This is a genomic window from Acinetobacter terrae, assembly GCF_002135195.1.
GTDB classification, from domain to species: domain Bacteria; phylum Pseudomonadota; class Gammaproteobacteria; order Pseudomonadales; family Moraxellaceae; genus Acinetobacter; species Acinetobacter terrae.
On record NZ_NEGF01000001.1, the window covers coordinates 71,675 to 92,842 of the forward strand.

Below are 21,168 nucleotides of genomic sequence, written 5' to 3' on the forward strand. Positions count from 1 at the left end.
GACTTGACTCGCATATTTAAGCGGATAGTCAACAATGTGAAAAAATCGTCATAACTTGTAAATAATAATTGAATCACAAATTCCAAAATCGACCGCCAATTTATTGTTGATATTACTTTTAATTTCTAATCTTAAAAGTTTAACTCCTGAGCACTTCGGTGCTCTTTTTTTATATCAGTTTGCATGCTAACGTTAAGCCTCCCACTCAATACTGCCTCCATGATGTTGAAAAAAGTTTTTATTGTTTTAATGATTCTCCTGCCTTCAGCTGTATATATTTATCTTGCCAGCAAAGATGCAGAGCCTACCAAAGAATCTCCCTCTGCAGCCCCTAAACAAATACCGGCACAAGAACAATCACAAAAATACCAGACACCAGATCACTAGAAGATGATTTAAGTTATTCTTTTCATTCATCTAGTTTTCTTATTAAATTTAGTAATGAGTCAGAAAAAAACGATTTATATGAATATTCATCCAATCACCAATTAAAATAATTCTTTCAACTCTTTTTCTAAATTATGCAATCTCCTATACAACCTTCGCAGCATCCAGCTGCTGAGGGGCAAACCAGCTCGTTAAAAAGAGCCATGACCAAGCGTCATCTCATCATGCTCTCCCTCGGTGGTGCAATTGGTACCGGTTTATTTCTGGGTTCTGGTGAAGTCATTTCACAAGCAGGTCCACTGGGTGCAGTCATCGCCTATATTATTGGTGGTTTAATTGCCTACATGGTTATGCTTTGCTTAGGCGAGCTTGCAGTACATTTACCTGTATCCGGCTCATTCGGTGCATTTGCATCCAATTATATTGGCCCCGGTACAGGCTATATGGTGTCCTGGATGTACTGGCTCGGCTGGTCAGCGACTTTAGGGACTGAATTCACTGCCGCTGCCTTACTGATGCAGGAATGGTTTCCAAGCACCTCAATCTGGATCTGGACGCTGATTTTCGCCAGCGGGGTTCTGCTGTCCAATTTGAGTTCCACCCGAACTTTTGCCGAATCTGAATTTTGGCTTTCAATGATTAAAGTGGCGACAGTTCTGGTTTTCATTGTTTTAGGTTTTGGCGCTATTTTTGGTTTTATTCCTTTTCAAGGTTATGAATCTGCCCCACTCTTTGCAAATTTAACCGAACATGGCTGGTTACCCAACGGCATCTTCCCTATTTTTGCCACCATGCTGATTGTCAATTTTGCATTTAATGGTACAGAAATGATTGGGATCGCGGCTGGCGAAACCGAAAATCCGGAGAAAAATGTACCCAAAGCCATTCATGCGGCTGTTTGGCGCTTAATCATTTTCTTTGTGGGAACAATTATCGTGATTAGCTCACTACTTCCTTATCAAGATGCAGGACTCAATGCAGGTCATGGCTTAAGTAGCAGTCCATTTGTATCCGTGTTTAACTTAATGGGCATTCCTTATGCGGTTGATATCATACGTTTTGTGATTATTACTGCATTACTCTCAACTGCAAACTCTGGACTGTATGCCGCTTCCCGTATGATGTGGGCTTTAGCTGCACAAAACCAGCTGCCTCGTGTATTTGCCAAAGTCAGTAAATCAGGCATTCCTGTATTGGCAGTATTGGTGACCATGATTGGTGGGTTGCCGGGCCTGCTTTCAGAACAATTTGGTGCAGATGTCATCTTTAAAAACTTGCTCGGTGTTGCTGCATTTACCATGGTCATTGTCTGGATGAGTATCTGCTGGAGTCAGTTTAATTTCCGTCGCCAATGGCTTAAACAAGGTCATAGCGTTGCAGAACTTAAATTCCGTACCCCGTGGTTCCCGCTTGTACCAATTCTCGGTTTTGTATGCTGTACGGCAACCGGTTTAAGTATGGCTGCGGACCCTGAAATGATCTCTGGTTTTATTGGCTGCCTCCTGTTTATGGCAGGCTGCTATGCCAGTTATTACTGGTTATACCACCATAAAAATTAGTCCCTCAATTTTAAAATGAATGAAGCGCAGTTTAAAACTGCGCTTTTTTAATTCGAATTTGTTATTTTTTATGCAATCAATTCAATATTTTAAAAATAATGCAATTACAGGTTTGACAGCCTCATTAAAAATCCATAATATACGCATCACCTCCTAACGACCCTATCGTCTAGAGGCCTAGGACATCGCCCTTTCACGGCGGTAACCGGGGTTCGAATCCCCGTAGGGTCGCCATATATCGTTCCATACGATCATTCAAGCTTCAATACATCTCATTATTACATTGCAGATTTGTAGTTTTTCACTACAATAGCTCGCTTCATTTATCTTTTTATTTTTCTCTTATGCAGTCATCTCATACTCCGAATGATGCTTCGCATCAGGGCAATTCTGCGCCTTTAAAACGCGCTATGAGTACTCGACACTTGGTCATGATTTCGCTTGGTGGCGCAATCGGAACAGGTTTGTTTTTAGGTTCGGGTGAAGTCATTGCACAAACGGGGCCTGTAGGTGCCATCATCTCCTATGTACTAGGTGGTTTAATTGCCTATGCTGTAATGCTTTGTCTAGGCGAGCTTGCGGTGCATATGCCCGAATCGGGTTCTTTTGGTACATATGCACGCAGATACATTGGTCCGGGTACCGGCTATATGATTACCTGGTTGTATTGGCTTACCTGGACTGCCACCCTGGGAACCGAATTTACTGCTGCGGCCTTGCTGATGCAGGAATGGTTTCCTCAAATTTCAGTCTGGATCTGGACTATTGTTTTTGCAGCGATTGTTTTTGGACTCAATATGAGTTCAACAAAGTTATTTGCAGAGTCTGAATTTTGGCTATCTCTAATCAAAGTGATCACAGTAATCAGCTTTATCATTTTAGGTCTATTGGCAATCTTTGGAATTCTTTCTTTCCAAGGTCACTCTTCTGCGCCTTTATTCAGCAACCTGACCGCTCAAGGTTGGTTCCCTCAAGGCTTGTTCCCTATTTTTGCAACCATGCTGATTGTGAACTTCGCCTTCTCGGGTACAGAACTGATCGGTGTTGCTGCCGGTGAAACCAAAGATCCAGCCAAGAATGTACCTAAAGCGATCAATGCAGCGATCTGGCGATTGTTAATCTTCTTTGTCGGAACAATTGTCGTGATTAGTGCGCTATTACCACACCAGATGGCAGGCTTAGGTGCTGAAGGCGTAAGTAGCAGTCCGTTTGTGACGGTATTTACCTATATCGGTATTCCACATGCGGAAGATATTATCCGCTTTGTGATTATCACCGCGCTGTTATCTGCAGCCAATTCAGGTTTATATGCCGCTTCACGTATGATGTGGTCTTTATCTGATAAAAAACAATTACCTGCTGTATTCTCTAAAGTAAACCATCGTGGTATTCCATTTATTGCGATTATGGTCACCATGCTGGGTGCCTTACCCGGTTTACTGTCAGAACAATTTGCACCTGAAACCATCTTCAAAAACTTGCTAGGTGTAGCTGCATTTACCATGGTTGTGGTTTGGATGAGCATTTGCTTGAGCCAGTTCAATTTCCGTCGTCAATGGTATAAAGCAGGTCATACTGCAAAAGAATTGGGCTTTGCCGCACCTTTGTTTCCAATCGTGCCGATCTTAGGCTTTGTATTCTGTTTTATTACCTGTATCAGTATGGCAACTGACCCTGAAATGCTACCGGGCTTTATTGGTTGTTTAATCTTTATTGCAGCTTGTTATCTTAGTTACTATGTTTTCTATCGAAAGCAAAACTAACACATAAAAGGAGTGGTCAAGTACCACTCTTTTTTTTAAGCTAAATCAAGTCAATGACATCTATAAAAATCTGATCCGGCATGAAAATCATTTTTATTCACGGTATGAATCAACAAAACTATGATGCAAATTCATTAAAACAACATTGGTTAACTGCATTTCAGTCCGGTTTAAATAATTCACATCTCGATATTGAGCTAAAATCCCTGGAGATCCGGTTTCCTTTTTATGGTGATTTACTCAGTAAACATCACTTATATAACAGCTTGGATTTACAAATATTTTTACCAAAATCAATCGCACATCTGCACCTTCCCTTTCACTTGGGACATAGCAGCTGTATTGTCCAAGAACATCAACCATGCATCCACGCATTGCCTACATTTAATCCAGAACATTCTGAATCGTTTACTCAGCGCTTATCTGTTATTTCGGCACTCACCAAAGACCATGCATTCAGGGAATTGTCCCTGTTCCTAAATCATTATCCCAAATTGCATGAAACCCTGATTCATAAATTCCTCATCGAAACTTACTTATACCTCTCCAATCCAGATTTCATGCATGAAGTTCACCACAGAATCATGTCTTACCTTCGTCCGGAATTAGATCATATTATCGTGGCGCATTCATTAGGATCTGTGATTACCTACAACCTGCTGCATCAATTCACAAATTTTAGAATCCAGCGCTTTATTACATTAGGTTCCCCTCTGGCTTTTAAAGTCATACAGGAAAAACTCATCACCCCCATTTCCAGACCACCCCAGCTCCAAGGAGATTGGTTCAACTTCTATTCACCTGAAGACTTTTTAACAGCTTTCCCCTTATCAGAACCCCCTTTTGATTTCGACCCCCCCATTATTAACCAAATGATTACCACACTCATTCATAATCCCCACAGCATTACCGGCTATTTACAACACCCCGCTGTCATCAAAAGCATCGTAGATGCCTTAGAGTGTAAAAAATAGGGCATTTCAAAGTATATTTCACATATTTGTTTTATTTTTATTCACTTGATTGGGTTTTTAAAGATTATCGCTGAAAAAGGTTTGACAGCTTTTAATATCCACCCTATTATACGCCCACCTCTGAAACGTCCCCATCGTCTAGAGGCCTAGGACATCGCCCTTTCACGGCGGTAACCGGGGTTCGAATCCCCGTGGGGACGCCAATTTATATAGATGACCCTATCGTCTAGAGGCCTAGGACATCGCCCTTTCACGGCGGTAACCGGGGTTCGAATCCCCGTAGGGTCGCCACATTCGAGATTGAAAAATCTCAACAAAAAAGCCTGATCATGATGAATCAGGCTTTTTTGTTTTTAAGATTCTTAAATTTAAAATCGCTTTATGTTTTGTACTTTTGAGATCGTAAAACTATCACCATTTTTCTCTGATTTTTTTATAAAAAGATGATGCTCTCTAAAAATATCCCATAAAAAAACAGACCTGCCTTTCAACGTGCTTTAGAGAAAGACAATGGTCTGCTTCGGAATTTCTATCTTATTGGTCTAAAGCGTGGCAATAAAAGCTATGCACTACGACGTGAATTAATCTGCCCTTTAATAATTGCGGTTATATTGCCTTTGGCATATTTAAAGAAAACTTTCAGTGGCGAGAGTTTTGGATTGGGACGTTTGCCTTGCGCGATATCTTTAAACTGCGCGGCATACCAGATAATTTCCATAATCGCCATTTTATCGACCATTGGAATACCGGTTTTAATTTTATCTACTGCGTAACGAACATTATGCCCTGCAATCAGACGATCGGTTAAATCCGTTTCCACCGCCAATGGACGGGCAATGCCAATAAATTCACACGCGCCACTGTCGAGTGCCGCATTCATCCCTTCTACCGTACGGAAGCCGCCTGTCACCATTAAATGGCATTTCACTTGTTTACGAATCTTCTCGGCAAAATCGAGGAAATACGCTTCACGGGCAATAGTGCTGACTTTACGTTTATCTGCTTTAGCGCCTGCCATTGCAGGAGCTTCGTAAGTTCCACCTGAAATTTCAATTAAATCAATTCCAGCTTCATCAATGGCTTTAAATACTGCAACCACTTCATCTTCGGTAATTCCACCACGCTGGAAATCAGCTGAATTGAGTTTCACTGAAATGATAAATTGAGCCGAAGTGACCGCACGTACCGCTTTATAAATCTCTAACAGGAAGCGCATGCGATTTTCAATCGAGCCACCCCATTGATCCTGACGTTTATTGGTCAAGGGCGATAAGAACTGGCTGATCAGATAACCATGTGCACCGTGTAACTGCACGCCTTCAAAACCGGCTTTTTCACAGATTTGGGCAGAGGTGGCAAAACGCTGAATAATGTCGAGAATCTCATCTTCACGTAATTCACGTGGTGTACCAAACGTTGTCGCAAGCATCGGAGAAAAAGGCACAGCTGACGGTGCGACGGTTTCCTTGTTTAATCCTTTAGGACACTGACGACCCGGATGGGACAATTGAATCAGTTGCACCATGCCGTGTTGTTTACCCAGCTCTGCCCATTGCTTTAGTTGAGCCAAATCACGTTCCGATTCAATCACCACCACGCCCGGTTCATTTTTGGCGCGGAAGTCCACCATTACATTCCCGGTAATGGCACAGCCCAAGCCACCTTTGGCCCAGGCTTCATAGAGATTAAAATGTAACTGGCTCGGCTGACCCGCATCATTTGCCAAGGCTTCACTCATCGCAGCTTTGATAATTCTATTTTTAAAGGGGGTATTTCGAATGGTGGTTGCTTCAGCAAGATGGCTCATATTTCAATCCTGATTTATTTGTATTTATTTAGCTTTAATACCCTAAACTTATTCTGCAATCCGTCAATGACTATTCTGACAATATGACATGTCAGTAAATTTAAACATACTGACTTGCCTCGATCAATTGTCGGGTATATTCAGTTTGTGGATTTAAAAATAATTGTTCAGTGCTTTGAAATTCCATTACCTGTGCATGACGTAGCACCAAAACTTTCTGACACAGTGCTTTTACCACTTGTAGATCATGGCTGATAAATAAATAGCTGATCTGATGTTCCTGCTGCAATCGTCTTAACAACTTCACAATCGCCCGCTGAGTAGTACGGTCTAATGCCGAGGTAGGTTCATCTAGAATAAGCAACTTAGGTCGTAATACCAGTGCACGTGCTAATGCAACACGCTGACGCTGCCCGCCCGAAAGTTCATGCGGATAACGGGTTCGAAAAGAAACCGGCAATTCGACTTTTTCCAAAGCTTCATCAATCCGCTGTGATATTTCAGCTGATGACAGTTTTTTTAAGCCTAATCCTTCGCCAATGGTTTGCTCGACATTTAAACGTGGGTTTAAACTGCTAAACGGGTCTTGAAACACGATCTGAAATTCGGCACGCAACGGTCTTAACTGCTTTTCATTACACTGGTTTAAATCTGTGCCCAACAGAACAATCTCACCGTCACTTTTAACTAAACGGGTAATCGCCAAAGCCAGCGAGCTTTTGCCAGAACCACTTTCACCGACGATGCCAATCGATTCACCTTGTGCCAACTTTAAATCTAGGGGTTCAACCGCAACAAAGTAGTCTTTGACTCGATTTAACAATCCTTGCTTGATTGGAAACTTCACCGCGACATGGTGTAAAGCCAATAAATTTGGTCCATCTGTAATCTGAATCGCTTCACCAAAATCATGATTCAGCAAATCTCGGGTATAGGCTTGTTTCGGGTTTTTAAATATTTCGGCAACACTGCCCTGTTCTTCCACCATGCCTTTGTTCATCACAATCACCTGATCGGCATAGCGACGTACCAGATTTAAATCATGGCTGATCAGAATCATCGCCATATTTCGGCTTTGTTGTAATGATTTCAGCAGATGCAAGATTTGCGCCTGTAAAGTCACATCTAAAGCAGTGGTTGGCTCATCTGCAATCAGAATATCCGGGTCCAAGGCCAATGCCATGGCGATCATCACGCGTTGACGCTGTCCACCAGAAAGCTCATGTGGATAACGGCGTAATTTATCTTCAGGCTCGCTAATCCCGACATCATTCAGTAATTCGATAATGCGTGCCTGAGTCTTTTGCTTTGACCAACCTTGCAGCAATAAAGTTTCGCCAATAATTTTTTCAACCCGATGCAAGGGATTTAAAGCCGTCATCGGTTCCTGAAAAATCATGGCAATTTTATGGCCACGAACTTGTCTAAGCTGTTCAGCTTTCAAGGACAACAAGTCTTGCTGCCCGAGCCAAGCCTGACCTTTTATTTTTAAGGTGCTCGGTAAAAGCCCCAACACAGCCAGACTACTAATCGATTTACCTGAACCACTTTCACCCACAATGGCAATGGTTTCACCTGCATGCAGCTTAAAGTTCAGGTCATCCACCAAAACCTGTTGTTGATGCTGAATATTAAGATGTTCTACAGTTAATACCGCTTCTGGATTATTGGCGTCTTGGATCGAATGCATCACGTGTCGCCTCCCCAATATAAATCAATAAAGATAAGACAATGGCTAAGGTAAAGAAGCCAGAAAGTGCCAGCCACGGCGAATTCAGGTTGGATTTTCCTTGTAATAATAATTCACCCAAAGATGCAGCATCTGGCGGTAAACCGTAACCTAAAAAGTCCAATGCAGTCAGTGCGGTAATATTTGCCGTTAACATAAAAGGTAACTGCGACAAACTGGAACTCATGGCATTGGGCAAGATATGCCGAAACATAATGGTTCGATCTTCCACACCCAGACTGCGTGCGGCACGGACATAATCCAGATTACGTGACTTTAAAAATTCTGCGCGAACCAATCCCACCAAAGTGGTCCAGCCAAATAACAGCATAATCAGAAACAGCCAATAGACGTTTGGGGTAAACATGCTGACCAGAATCATCACCATAAATAACATCGGCAAACCACCCCATACCTCCAAAATGCGCTGACCCAGTAGATCGATCCATCCACCATAATAGCCCTGAATCGCCCCTACAGCGATTCCGAGCAGCGCTGAAGCAATGGTCAAAGCAAAACCAAATAGCAGTGATACGCGTAAACCATAGAGGATACGTGCCAATACATCACGCCCTTGGTCATCGGTACCCAACCAGTTTTGTGAGGTCGGTGCAGAAGGTACCGGAACTGCCAGTTCCAGATTAGGCGTTTGATAGGAATATTTGATCAGTGGCCAGATCGCCCAGCCTTTATTATTGATGAGTTGCTGTACCACAGGATCTTTATAATCGGCTTCGGTTTCAAATACCCCACCAAAAGCCGTTTCTGGATAAGACTTTAAAACCGGTACATAAAGTGAATGATCGTAGCTCACCAAAAGCGGTTTATCGTTGGCAATCAATTCAGCAGCCAGTGATAAAAAAAAGATCAAGGCAAAGACGATTAAGCAGCCAAAACCGAGCTTGTTTTCCTTAAAACGTTTCAAGCGTGCATGCATTAAAGGTGACATTATTCAGCACCTCGCGAATCAAAATTAATGCGCGGGTCAATCACCTGATACAGCACATCACTGATTAAACGCAGAATCAAACCCAGTAAGGTAAACAGGAACAATGTCCCGAAAATCACGGGATAATCGCGCTGTTGAATGGCTTCAAAACCCAGCAAGCCCAAACCATCCAGATTGAAGATGATTTCAATAAACAGGTTGCCGACAAAGAAAATACCGATCAGGGCTTCAGGCAGACCTGCAATGACAATCAGCATCGCATTACGGAAAACATGTCCGTATAACACCCGTGATTCGGTTAAACCTTTAGAACGTGCAGCTAGGACATACTGCTTATTTAATTCTTCCATAAAAGAATATTTGGTTAAATAGGTGAGACTGGCAAAACCGCCAATCACCATCGCGAGCAAAGGCAAAGTCATATGCCAGAAATAGTCTTTAATTTTCCCCAATACGCTCAGTTCACTAAAATTTTCTGAAACCAAGCCCTGTAGCGGGAACCACTGAAAATAGGATCCGCCAGCAAAAAATACAATCAGTAAAACTGCAAAGACAAAAGATGGCACGGCATAACCGATCGCCAATAACATCGAGGTGGATTTATCAAACAGCATGCCATGTTGACGCGCTTTTTTAATGCCTAAAGGAATAGAGACCAGATAAATCAGCAAAGTACTCCAGAGTCCCAATGACAAGGACACTGGCATTTTTTCCCAGAGTAATTGGGTCACAGGTTTATCTTTAAAAAAACTGGTGCCAAAATCAAAAGTCACATAACTTTTCAGCATCATCCAAAAGCGTTCAGGTGCCGGCTGATCAAAACCATATTGCGCTTTGATCTTCTCGACCATTTCTTCGCTCAAGCCTTTTGCACCCTGATAATTACTTTTGGCCGTCGTGGTTTCACCGCCGGTCGCTCCCATGCCTTGAAAAGCTTCCGCCTGTTGAATCGCTTGCTCGACTGGACCTCCAGGTGCAATTTGAATCACCACAAAGTTAATCAATAAAATGAAAAACAGTGTCGGAATAATCAGCAGCAGTCTTTTTAGTATATATATGCCCATCGAAACGACGTTCCTTGTGCCTTGCTATTGCTTATTGTTGACCTAAATAATGGGTGACTTTTTTGGCTTGTTCCGCATCACTCCACCAATAGTCAATCCCTGTTGAAAGTTTCGGTTTCACCTTGGGCTGATGATACATATTCCAGTAGGCAAACCAGTTTTCACCTTTACCATAGGTCGGAATTTGATAATAACCGGCACGCAATAAACGATCGAGCACCTTGGTTCTGATTACCAGTTGCTCGCGATCAGGTGCACGGATGAGCTGCTGAATCACCTCATCAATTACCGGGTTTTTGATGCCGGCATAATTATAATTTCCCGGCTGATCTGCCGATACACTACCCCAGAACTGCGCCTGTTCATTGCCTGGATTTAAGGACTGTGGCATCACATTGGTGGTCATATCAAAGTCCTTGCTGCGCATACGTTCAATGTACTGCGGCACATCAACATGACGAATGGCAACATCCACACCAAGACGTTTCATATTACGTATAAACGGCATCAGCGTGCGTTGCAAACCATCCTGATGAATCAGAAATTCAATCCGAATTGGCTTGCCTTTGGTATCCAGCAAACGACCATTGTTAAAGGTATAGCCTGCCTTAATGAGTAACTGGCGTGCAGTCAGCAGATTATTGCGGTTAAAACCACTGGCATCAGAGACTGGATATTTCCAATCCTTCAAAACACCCTGACGCTGAATCGGATTGAGTTTGGCTAAATATGGTTTTAAAATCGCCAGTTCTGCATTGCTTGGAACATCTTTCGCTTCAAGTTCACTATTGGCAAAATAACTCTGTAATCGTCGATATTGTCCATAAAACAAGGCTTTGTTTTGCCATTCAAAATCGTAGGCATAAGTGATGGCTTGGCGAAATTTGATGTCTTGAAAAGGTGTACGGCGGGTATTAAAGACAAAACTTTGTGTCGGAATGGGATTCTGATGCTTGAATCTGTATTTCACCACCATCCCTGTTTTTACCGCAGGAAAATGATATTCCGTGACCCATTTACGCGCAGTAAACTCTTCATGCAGGGTATATTGACCCGACTTAAATCCTTCAAAAGCAATGTCCAAACTGCGGTAATACACATACTTCAAACGATCAAAGTTATAACGTCCTTTATTGACCGGTAAATCTTTGCCCCAATAATTCGGGTTACGTTTATAGCTAATACTACGACCGGCATCAATTCGATCAATCAGATACGGTCCTGAACCCAAAATCGGCTGCATGGTGACACGGGTGAAATCTCTGTTCTGCCAATCGTGTTTTGAATAAATCGGCATTTGCGACAAGATCAGCGGCATTTCAGCGTTATTGTCAGATTTGAAACTCATCTTTACTGCAGATCTGGATAACACTTCGGTTTTATCCAGATCTGCCAAATACATCTGCAAACCCGGATTGGACTTGGTCTGATAAGCATCAAAACTGAATTTCACATCTTCGGCAGTCACCGCACTGCCATCACTAAAGCGTGCTTTGGGATTTAAATGGAAAATGACATATTTGGTTTGTTTGGGATCATAAGTCACTTTCTCCGCCAGCAAGGGATACATCACCCCCGGCTCATCCAGCGAATTCGACATCAGTGAATCAAACAAATGCTCAACACCTTCTGTTGAGCTGCCTTTGCCATTCATACTGTTCAGATTATCGAATGTACCATTACTGGCAGTACTTAAATAACCGCCTTTGGGAGCATTAGCATTTGCATAAGGCATGACGGATAAGCCAGCGTATTTTGGCTGGCTATGTACCGCGATATAAGGCGTGGTCTGCACTGCAGCCCACAGACCTTGAGTCAAAAGACTAAGCCCGCAGGCAAAACTCAAGCGTTTTGCTAGAGCAAATGACATCTAAAATGACTCCCTGTCTTTGCGTTATTATAAGTTCGGCACTTTAATGACATCACCAATACGCAATTGAGTATTGGGTTGAATCGCATTCATTTCAGCGAGTTTTTCACGATCCAAACCATAGCGATTGGCCAAGCCAATCAAGGTATCACCGCGTTTGATCTTGTACTCTGTGACTGTTTTAGGCACCATGATTTGCTGACCGACACGCAAACCTGCACGTGCATTGAGATCATTCAATGAGGCCAATTCAGCAACCGATACCCCTACCCGATTGGCAATCGCATTTAAAGACTCACCCGGTTTCACTGTATAGGTATCAGTGCTTTTAGATGAAGATTTAGTTTTTAGAGGACTTGCAACGACAGGTCGAATACTGTTGGCTCTTGCTTCAATTTCAGTCGGTAAGCCAATTTTTAGCTGCTGTCCGATACGTACAGTGCTGTTAGTACTGATTTGATTGAGATCGGCCAAATACTGAAGCTGTAAGTAATGCTGACGTGCAATCGAAGTTAAAGTTTCACCCGATTTCACCACATGCATACTTGGCTTCACACCTTTGACTGCTTTTTCAGTTTTATCCATTCCTGTTTCATGTACAGCCTGAACCGCAGGTGCAGCTTCACCACTGAGTTTTAAGCGCTGTCCTACACGTAAGCCTGTATTACGGTTAATGCCGTTGATATTGGCAATATAATCCATACTTAAATCATATTTAGCCGAAATAGCCGACAAGCTATCACCGGATTGCACCGTATAACTTTCAGGAACAGTTGAACCTGCAGGAATTTTAATCGTTTGACCAACTTGTAAACCACTGCTATTGGATAATTTATTGAGTTGGGCTAATTCAGTTAAAGAAATCTTCGACTGCGCAGCAATACTGGATAAGGTGTCACCACGTTGAATACGATAGCTTTCAGTTTTATACGCGAGTTCTGAAACAGCTGTTTCTGCTTTAACAGAAGTAGCTTTTTCTTCCTGCTTAGTCTCTAGCTTGCTTTCAACTTCATGTAATGGAACATTAATTTTTTGCCCCACCATTAAGCTACTACCCGAAGTTAAACCCGTGGTTAAATCTGCCAACTCTTGATTAGACAAGGCATAACGGTCTGCAATCAGTTTTAAATATTCGCCACGTTTGATCACATACGGCTTGGTTTTCACTTTAGCAGCGGATGGTGCGTTATTCGTCTTGGGATCAGCAGTATTGGAATTACTTTGAGCAGTTTCCTTTAACGATAATTTTTGCCCAACACGCAAACCGCTGCTGACTGATAAATTATTGTAATCCGCAAGTTGTTTAACTGATAAACCAAACTGGCTAGCCACCCCAGTCAAACTGTCATTGGCTTGAACCACATAAGTTTCAGGCTGTGATTTTGCCTTCGTTGTTGCAGACGTTTCTGTGCTTTGCGGTTTCGCATCGTATAGATAAATACTAGTTCCCACGTACAGCGGTGAGCTTGGATCGATCTGATTCCACTTCGCCACATCACGCCAGTTCAAACCATTTTTCATGGCAATGACCGCCAAGGTATCGCCAGGAAGAACGGTATAGGTACTGCGTTTACCTTTAGGTGGTGTAACCACAACTTCTGAATCCGTCTTAACGTAGTTTTTGCCTTGGTTACGTTTTGCTTCGTCAGAATCGGCTTTGGTATTTTCCGCTACGCCTTTTGGATAAGAGAAACCTTTGGTCAGCTCTTTACCTTGTTGCTCTGCCACAGACTGACTGGTTTGAATCGCAGTGAGTTTAATTTTACCGTCAAATGGATCGGTAATTTCTGTGCCTTGCGGTGCAAGGGCTTTAAGTTCTGCAACCACTATCTCTTGTTCAGCTTTGCTGGCTACAGGTTGTAGCACTTGCTCAACTGTTTTATTTGCACCTTCAGCTTTTACTGCAGCCAAAATTTGTTCACGTTCAGCCGAAGATAATGGTGGCTCAACAGTCACAGGTTTAACATTGGCAACTGGAGTAACCGCAACTGGAATACGTGGTGCACTTGGGATATCGCTATTCGATGCAAATGATGCCAACGCTGCCGAACCTTGCGGCGTAGATATACGCCGCGTATTTGAGGCTTGTGTTGTGGTCACAGGATTGGCAGGTTTAACTGCTACTGCTGCAACAGCTTGAGCAGTTTTTGTAGTTGTTGTGGTTAATACGGGTGGTGCTTTTTTTACCGGATTAATCACTTGAGTATTTAATTCAGGCGGATTAGATCTTTCTGGCGTAAAAGGTTGTGCAGTGCTGGCCCATAAACCACCTGAACTCGGTGATAGCTTTTTAAGTCGGGCATCAATAGAAGGACTTAAATCCGCAGGAATAATAATCTTCATTGGGCTTTGACTATCCACCCAATCCCCACGATGTCCTGGATTTAATTGATATAGCTCTGCACGGCTTAAGCCTGTAATAGAGGCAACTTCATTTAAACTCACAGTCCCTACAGATATTTCTCTAAAGTGTGGGCGGTTGGCAATTGGAGGTAAAGACACCCCGTATGCACCCGGATTTTTAATAATTTGTGCAACCGCCAAGAAACGTGGCACATAGTTCATGGTTTCTTGTGGCAGTTTCAGTGACCAGTAATCCGTTGGTAAACCTGCTGCTTTATTGCGGTTAATCGCTTGCTGGATACGTCCCGGGCCTGCATTGTATGCCGCCAAAGCCAGCTCCCATGAACCGAACTGATTATACAAGCCACCTAAAAACTCATAAGCTGCACGCGTCGATTCAACCACATCACGGCGACCATCGTATAAACTGGTTTGTTTCAGGCCATAAATACGTCCAGTACTTGGAATGAATTGCCACATGCCTGCTGCTGCCGCACTACTGGTTGCTGCAGGGTCATAGGAACTTTCAATAATCGGCAATAAAGCCAGTTCAGTCGGCAAGCCACGACGCTCTGCTTCTTTCACAGTGTGATAAAGATAACGTGAAGCACGTGCACTCAAACGATCCAAATATGGTTGACGTGAAATAAACCAACCACGCTGTGCTTCAATACGAGAGTCCCAATGGGTTTGATCCATTTTAAAACCCACGGTCATGCGTTTCCAAACATCACCGTGTTTCAAAATGAGCAGCCGATCACCTTCCACCGCGCGCATATCTGTTGCAGAGAGTAGATCTTCTAAAGAGTCCAGACTGTTGGCATCCAGATATGCAGAACCCACCAGCTTCGATTTTGATCCATGCGTTGCACTTTGGCTTGAGGAACAACCCGTCAGACCTAGCGCAGCTAAAGCTGAACCCAATACTGTTATTTTAAAAAAATTGGGTAATAAAGGCTGCCACAAAATCGCGGTTGGTTTATACATAAAGGAATCCAAACAACTCGTATAAAATTTATTTTTTAGATATGCCATTGTAGTGAAGCATGTCGTCGACACAAGATATTAATTTAGCGCGATTTCACTGTAAATGTTACAAGAAATTAAAAAATAAGCATGTTATACACTGCAAAAGTGCAATTGCGTTATACAATACACCATTCACATGCTTCAATTTAACTCTCACTCGTTCGGATTTGGTTTATATGGCTCAAACAATCACACTCTATGTCGATGGCGCTTGTCGCGGCAATCCAGGTTTAGGCGGTTGGGGTGCATATGTCATTACTGAGTCCGAAGAGCATAAGCTGTATGGTGGTGTCCCTGAAACCACCAATAACCGCATGGAACTCACCGCGGCAATTGAAGGCATTAAATTCTGCCCCACCGATGCCAAACTGATTATCTGGACAGATTCCAATTATGTGAAACAAGGCATTACCGAGTGGATTCATGGCTGGAAAAAGAAAAACTGGAAAGATGTGAAAAATCCAGACCTGTGGAAACTTCTGGATGCAACCTGCCAAGGCCGCGAAATTGAATGGAACTGGATTAGAGGTCATTCTGGACATCCTGGCAATGAAATGGCGGATCAACTCGCCAACCTGGGTGCAGATCAAACATTAGCCAACATGAAAAATTCATCATCAAAAGCAGAAAAACCATTAGCAGAAGCTGTGGTTTTAGATAAAAAAAAAGTGGAAAAGGATTGGCTGCTAGATGATCCTTTTGGTTTCGATTTAATGGAATCTGATGTGCAGGATGACACGGAAGCTTTAGAAAATTTAGAACAAGAAATGATTCGGTCTGAAGATATGCATGACGAAGCTGAAATTCAAGATGAAATTGTAGAGGATATCGTGCCTGCCCTATCAAATGTAGAGCATCCACATATTGTAATTACGCCGCGAACCAAGCAAGTTCATGGTCCGCGCCAACTAATTCTGGATACCGAAACCACCGGTTTCTATTTTCAGGACACTGACCGGATTATTGAGGTCGGTGCGCTTGAAATGGTGAACCGTAAACTGACCGGTAGCTCCATTCACATTTATATCAATCCGAAAAAACCGGTTGGTGATTCTGAAAATATTCATGGTATTTCAGATGCCTTTTTGCAAGACAAACCGGTTTATGCAGAAATTGCCGATGTGCTGTTTGAATATTTAAAAGGCGCAGAAATTATTGCGCATAACGCCACCTTCGACATGAACTTCTTAAACATGGAGTTCAAACGTGCGGGCTTTGTGGCTTTATCCGAGGTGTGTGAGGTTACCGATACCTTAGCCATGGCGAAAAGCAAACATCCAGGGCAGAAAAACTCCCTTGATGCTTTGGTGCGCCGTTATGAAATTCCACAACGAGACCGTACTTTCCATGGTGCATTACTCGATGCTGAAATTCTGGCAGATGTCTATTTAGCCATGACCGGTGGTCAAGTTTCCTTCGACATGGATACCTTGACCGAGAGTGAGCAACAAGAGGCGCAGACTGCACGTTTAAGTGTACAAATCGAGCTTCCTGTCATTTTACCTTCAGAACAGGAACTTGAAGCACATGAGACCTGGGTCAAACAATTTGAAGAAAAACATGGCACAGCTTGTCTTTTTGCGAAATAAAATCTACATTTCTAGTGGTTTTTTGTATTTAAACATTTAACAGTTAAGTTATAGTTGAATGTAAAGAAGTTTCGCCTTTAATGGGCTGCTCATAAACAGATAAAACACTAGGATAGGTGCAGATACATGTCTTACCAAACCTCTATTCATTTTGACCCAACTGCATTGCTGATAATAAAAAATGAGGTTGATAACTCAATTAAACTAGTCGAATCAGCGGTTAGCAGCTTAGCAGAAGATCAAACGTTACCTTTTGGTATTGATGATGCACTGAATCAATTTGAGCAATGTGCCCAAGTACTGGCGCTTATTGATATGCAAAGCTTGGCTAAAATCGCTCAATATTCTGCTGAGTTAATGCGTAAAATCATGGGGAATCCTGCGCAAATCAACACCCAAGAAGTGATTGCCTTAAGTGAAGGCACCACCATGATGAAGCGCTATATCGAATTTATTTGCTTACGTGAAGTGAAGATTCCGCAATTCTTGCTCGATACGCTGAATCGTCTGGAAATTGTATTGGGTAAGCCAATTACTCATGAAGGTCAGCATATTGAGTCATTAATTGACAGCATTACCCCTGATTTTAAGCTTCCTAAAGCACAGAGTTTAGAGAAATCTAAATATGTGCATCGCTTGTATAAACTGTCTTTAAACAAGCTGATTAAGCAGGAAGAAACAGAATTTGATCTTCAAGCGATTAAATTGGTCGGTGCATATTTAGCCGGTCTTGCCGAAAATACGCCAAGCAAGCAATATTGGAATCTGGTGCATGTTGCATTTGACCAGATTGACCACTTGCTTCTGAATGATCCGCGTTTACGCACATTAGTCAGCATTGAACGCAATATGGCGCAATATTTCAACACCCCGGATCGTTTCAAACCAAGCTTGGCCGATTTAGCCAATATTTTAAGTTTGTGTATTAGCCAGGAAGATGAGACTGCACAACATATCCGCAACCAGCTGAATCTGGGTGAAGACCATCTGACCGATACGCAATTACAGGTATTCAGCCGCCATCTTTATGGTCCCGATTTTGATACCATGCATACGATTAGTGAACTTGTGACCACGGAAATGACACAAATTCGTAATGACATCGAATACAACTATCAAAATATGACCCCGGAAAAAACACGGGAATTACAAGATAAATTAAGCAGTCTTGCTAATATTTTCAAAGTGTTAAATCTGAATGAAGCCTTTAATGACTTGTCGCGCCAGGCAAGTTTGCTCAGCAGTGCTGAAGTGCTGAAAGATGAAGGTTTTGCACAGCAATTGATGAATTGTATTCTATCTGCAATGAATTCAATTGGCGTACTGGAACGTCATCACACCTCAAGCCGTTTACAGCTTCGTGTGCATAACATGAATATCTCTTTAGACCGTCTAGACGAAGCCCATGCTGCTTTGCTCAATGAAACTAAAGCGGTAATTGAGCTTTCTAACCAAACTTTAATGCAATATTTGCAAGACAGCAATCTGGCAACTGTAGAGAATTTGCCGACCCAATTACGTGAAATTGGTGGTGCACTGTTGTTCTTAAATGCTGAAGCAGGTCAAACCGCGTTAAAAACCGCAGCAAACTTTATCCAGCAGCAAGTCGAAAGTTCAACAGTGATTAATGCTGAACAAATCAATCACACCCTCGATACTTTAGCCAGTGCCGATATGATGATCGACAATTTAAAATACAAACAACCTGTATTGCAGTCGATGTTTAATGTAGCATTGCAAAGTAGCGAAAAACTGAAAACTGTTGCCTAATGTCTGAATTATCACTTGCTTATATCTTTCATCAACATCAACTGTTAGTGGATGAAAATTTTCAACTGCCTCAAGTAGAACGTTTGGCAAGTGATCTTCACTTCAACACGGGTGATCAAGTGGTTGCCCGTGATCTTCTCGAAGACGAACCTATTCCTCAAGGCTTACAATTGGTTCCTATCCGTCAGTTATTGACGCTTTGGGATACAAAGCAATTCGAGCATGCCAGTCGCGCAATTCAACTTTTGGAATGGCGTAAAAACCATAAATTCTGTAGTCACTGTGGACATCAGACGGAAGCACATCCGACTGAATATGCCATGATTTGCCCTGCTTGTCGTTATCACCAATATCCTCGGGTACAACCTTGTGTGATCACCGTAATTACCCGTGGTGATGACGAAATCCTGCTGGCTAAAAATGCAAAAAACAAAACCAATATGTATGGACTGATTGCCGGTTTTGTCGAAGTTGGAGAAACCTTAGAAGAGGCGGTACGCCGTGAAACCTTTGAGGAAGTCGGATTAAAAGTCAAAAATGTGCAATATCTTGCCAGCCAGCCCTGGCCTTTTCCGAGTAATTTAATGCTCGCTTTTCGCGCTGAATATGCTTCTGGCGACATCAAGCTTCAAGAAGAAGAAATTAGTGATGCTCAATTCTTTAAATTGGATCAACTGCCCGAAATTCCGTTTAAAGGCAGCATTGCTTATGCCATGATTAAACACATTACCGAAGGTCATCCTGTTGCAGATGACACCCGTGAATGGTTATAAATTAAGGTTTTAGGGCTTCATCCAAAACCGCTAAAATTTGCTTCTTGGTCTGGAAATAACGACTAAACAAACTCGAAACCGATCCCATAATGGAAACATGCCCTGTCCCCGGAATGGTGATCATTTGGCTATGATTGCCCTTTTCCTGCAAAATACGATGCAAATCTTCTGAATTATTATGACCTACCACTTGATCATTCGATGCTAAAAACAGGTAATGCTTCACCGTATTCGATTCAATAAAATAATAAGGCATCACATGTTGATAAGGGATGCTCTGATCAAACGCATCTGCACATAATGGATCATCTTTATAATCAAAATGATAAGGCCCAGACAATCCAATAATCGCTTGAATTTGAGCACGGCAGTGCAAAGCATACGGCTTTGGATGATACAGTGCCGACATGACATTAAATGCACCGGCTGAATGCCCCATCAACACGATTTTTTCAGTGCGAATATTCAGTCTAGATTGATGCTGGGTCAGATAGTTTAATGCCAGACTCAGGTCATCAATATAACTGGGGAATACATGTTCGGGTGCCAGATGATAATTGATCACCGCAACGTCATAACCCTCTTTGGCAAAGGCTTCACCAACAAAGCGATAATCTTTTTTATCTCCATGTAACCACGCCCCGCCATGTACAAATACAATTAAGGGACGCTGTTCACGTGGAGTTTCGGCAGTAAAAATATCTAGGCGTTGTCGTGCTCTTAAGCCATAAGCAATGTTTTCAACGACCGAATAACCTTTTTTAGGGGTTAAACGATTCAGGGCATAACTACCAAAATCGTAAAGGCGAAAATCCTTGTAAAACATTTTCACCAATGCGACATTTTGTTGCAGTTTCTTTTTGACCACTTGAGTTACATTATTGAGCATTCGTAGGTTCAGCTTGGTCAGGATCAATGGCTACAGGCGTTTGTTCAATCGGTTGTGCATACACCACAGGACTGCTAAAACTTGAAGTTACTGCACGTGATTGTTCAACATTATCAATCAGGGTAATGATTTTAGTGACATTACCGACTTGCTCAAGCACCTGATTCAGATCTTTAATCTCGGCACTATTTAAACGCCCCATCACATATAAAATGCCATCTTCAGTATGAATGCGGACTTTACTATCTGATACCACGACGGCTTTCATAACCAGCCCACGCGTGTTCGCTGTGACCGTGGTATCTTGCATAATGGTGGCATAACCGATCTGGTTACCCACTTTAATATAATTATGTACAGTTTTGACATCGCTCATGGCACGCACATTATCTTCAGCCAACTGCTTTAAATGTGCATCTGGCACTTGGCCGGTCAATAAGACATTGCCATGAAAACTTTCAATATTGACACGAGATTGTTTAAATCGTGCATCTAATTTATATAAATTAATTTTAGCGGTACGTTCTATAGAAGAGTCAATAAACACCTGTCCAAGTGAACGGGCGCCACTCTCTGTTCCTACTGGGGCTGATCCTGTGCCACCAGAGATGAAACTTGCACAACCAGATAAACTTGCTACACACAGTAACGTCATTGCAATACGGTTAAACAC

Annotated in this window: 14 protein-coding genes and 3 tRNA genes; 9 read left to right on the forward strand and 8 right to left on the reverse strand. The window is 42.4% G+C overall.

The genetic code is table 11. The features are described 5' to 3' along the window. Positions 1 to 521 precede the first annotated feature (521 nt). The 6 genes from B9T23_RS00370 to B9T23_RS00395 all read left to right on the forward strand — a co-directional run bounded on the left by B9T23_RS00370 (position 522) and on the right by B9T23_RS00395 (position 4,974). Positions 522 to 1,946: an amino acid permease gene (locus tag B9T23_RS00370; protein WP_086192319.1), complete on the forward strand. Its 1,425-nt coding sequence runs from the start codon at positions 522 to 524 to the stop codon at positions 1,944 to 1,946. A 158-nt stretch (positions 1,947 to 2,104) separates the two neighbouring features. Continuing rightward, a tRNA-Glu gene (locus B9T23_RS00375) sits at positions 2,105 to 2,180 on the forward strand. Positions 2,181 to 2,290: 110 nt separating this feature from the next. Continuing rightward, entirely contained in the window at positions 2,291 to 3,709 is a 1,419-nt protein-coding gene (locus B9T23_RS00380) for an amino acid permease (protein WP_067724096.1), read from the forward strand. An 80-nt stretch (positions 3,710 to 3,789) separates the two neighbouring features. After that, positions 3,790 to 4,683 carry a hypothetical protein gene (locus B9T23_RS00385; protein WP_086192321.1) on the forward strand — a complete coding sequence of 298 codons (894 nt, stop codon included), beginning with the start codon at positions 3,790 to 3,792 and terminating at the stop codon, positions 4,681 to 4,683. Between the two features lie 127 nt (positions 4,684 to 4,810). Further along, a tRNA-Glu gene (locus B9T23_RS00390) sits at positions 4,811 to 4,886 on the forward strand. Positions 4,887 to 4,898: 12 nt separating this feature from the next. Next, a tRNA-Glu gene (locus tag B9T23_RS00395) sits at positions 4,899 to 4,974 on the forward strand. A gap of 271 nt (positions 4,975 to 5,245) precedes the next feature. Here the strand turns inward: B9T23_RS00395 and B9T23_RS00400 are convergent. From B9T23_RS00400 to B9T23_RS00425, 6 genes are all read right to left on the reverse strand, one after another. After that, positions 5,246 to 6,490 carry an NADH:flavin oxidoreductase/NADH oxidase family protein gene (locus B9T23_RS00400; protein WP_086192324.1) on the reverse strand — a complete coding sequence of 415 codons (1,245 nt, stop codon included), beginning with the start codon at positions 6,488 to 6,490 and terminating at the stop codon, positions 5,246 to 5,248. A gap of 100 nt (positions 6,491 to 6,590) precedes the next feature. Then, positions 6,591 to 8,180, reverse strand: coding sequence for an ABC transporter ATP-binding protein (locus B9T23_RS00405; RefSeq protein ID WP_086192327.1), 1,590 nt, complete (start codon positions 8,178 to 8,180; stop codon positions 6,591 to 6,593). Then, positions 8,155 to 9,168, reverse strand: a complete 1,014-nt coding sequence (locus B9T23_RS00410) for an ABC transporter permease (RefSeq protein WP_086192330.1) — start codon at positions 9,166 to 9,168, stop codon at positions 8,155 to 8,157. The genes B9T23_RS00405 and B9T23_RS00410 overlap by 26 nt, the downstream gene beginning before the upstream one ends. Then, on the reverse strand, positions 9,168 to 10,232 hold the full coding sequence (locus tag B9T23_RS00415) for a microcin C ABC transporter permease YejB (protein WP_086192332.1): 1,065 nt from the start codon (positions 10,230 to 10,232) through the stop codon (positions 9,168 to 9,170). The genes B9T23_RS00410 and B9T23_RS00415 overlap by 1 nt, the downstream gene beginning before the upstream one ends. A gap of 31 nt (positions 10,233 to 10,263) precedes the next feature. Continuing rightward, on the reverse strand, positions 10,264 to 12,102 hold the full coding sequence (locus B9T23_RS00420) for an extracellular solute-binding protein (RefSeq protein ID WP_086192334.1): 1,839 nt from the start codon (positions 12,100 to 12,102) through the stop codon (positions 10,264 to 10,266). Positions 12,103 to 12,129: 27 nt separating this feature from the next. Further along, complete coding sequence (locus B9T23_RS00425; protein WP_086192337.1) at positions 12,130 to 15,432, reverse strand: lytic transglycosylase; 3,303 nt, start codon at positions 15,430 to 15,432, stop codon at positions 12,130 to 12,132. A 218-nt stretch (positions 15,433 to 15,650) separates the two neighbouring features. Between B9T23_RS00425 and dnaQ the strand changes: the two genes are divergently transcribed. The 3 genes from dnaQ (at position 15,651) to nudC (ending at position 19,606) form a co-directional block, all read left to right on the forward strand. Further along, the gene (dnaQ, locus tag B9T23_RS00430; RefSeq protein WP_086192340.1) at positions 15,651 to 17,063 is read left to right on the forward strand and encodes a DNA polymerase III subunit epsilon; all 1,413 of its coding nucleotides are present in this window, start codon (positions 15,651 to 15,653) and stop codon (positions 17,061 to 17,063) included. A 126-nt stretch (positions 17,064 to 17,189) separates the two neighbouring features. Next, positions 17,190 to 18,833: a chemotaxis protein gene (locus tag B9T23_RS00435; RefSeq protein ID WP_086192342.1), complete on the forward strand. Its 1,644-nt coding sequence runs from the start codon at positions 17,190 to 17,192 to the stop codon at positions 18,831 to 18,833. After that, positions 18,833 to 19,606, forward strand: coding sequence for an NAD(+) diphosphatase (nudC, locus tag B9T23_RS00440; RefSeq protein ID WP_086192345.1), 774 nt, complete (start codon positions 18,833 to 18,835; stop codon positions 19,604 to 19,606). The genes B9T23_RS00435 and nudC overlap by 1 nt, the downstream gene beginning before the upstream one ends. A 1-nt stretch (position 19,607) precedes the next feature. Here the strand turns inward: nudC and B9T23_RS00445 are convergent, their stop codons facing one another. Both B9T23_RS00445 and B9T23_RS00450 read right to left on the reverse strand, forming a co-directional pair. Continuing rightward, positions 19,608 to 20,495 (reverse strand): alpha/beta hydrolase, encoded by an 888-nt coding sequence (locus B9T23_RS00445; protein ID WP_086192348.1) that lies wholly within the window; start codon positions 20,493 to 20,495, stop codon positions 19,608 to 19,610. Then, positions 20,485 to 21,168 (reverse strand): BON domain-containing protein, encoded by a 684-nt coding sequence (locus B9T23_RS00450; RefSeq protein ID WP_086192350.1) that lies wholly within the window; start codon positions 21,166 to 21,168, stop codon positions 20,485 to 20,487. The genes B9T23_RS00445 and B9T23_RS00450 overlap by 11 nt, the downstream gene beginning before the upstream one ends.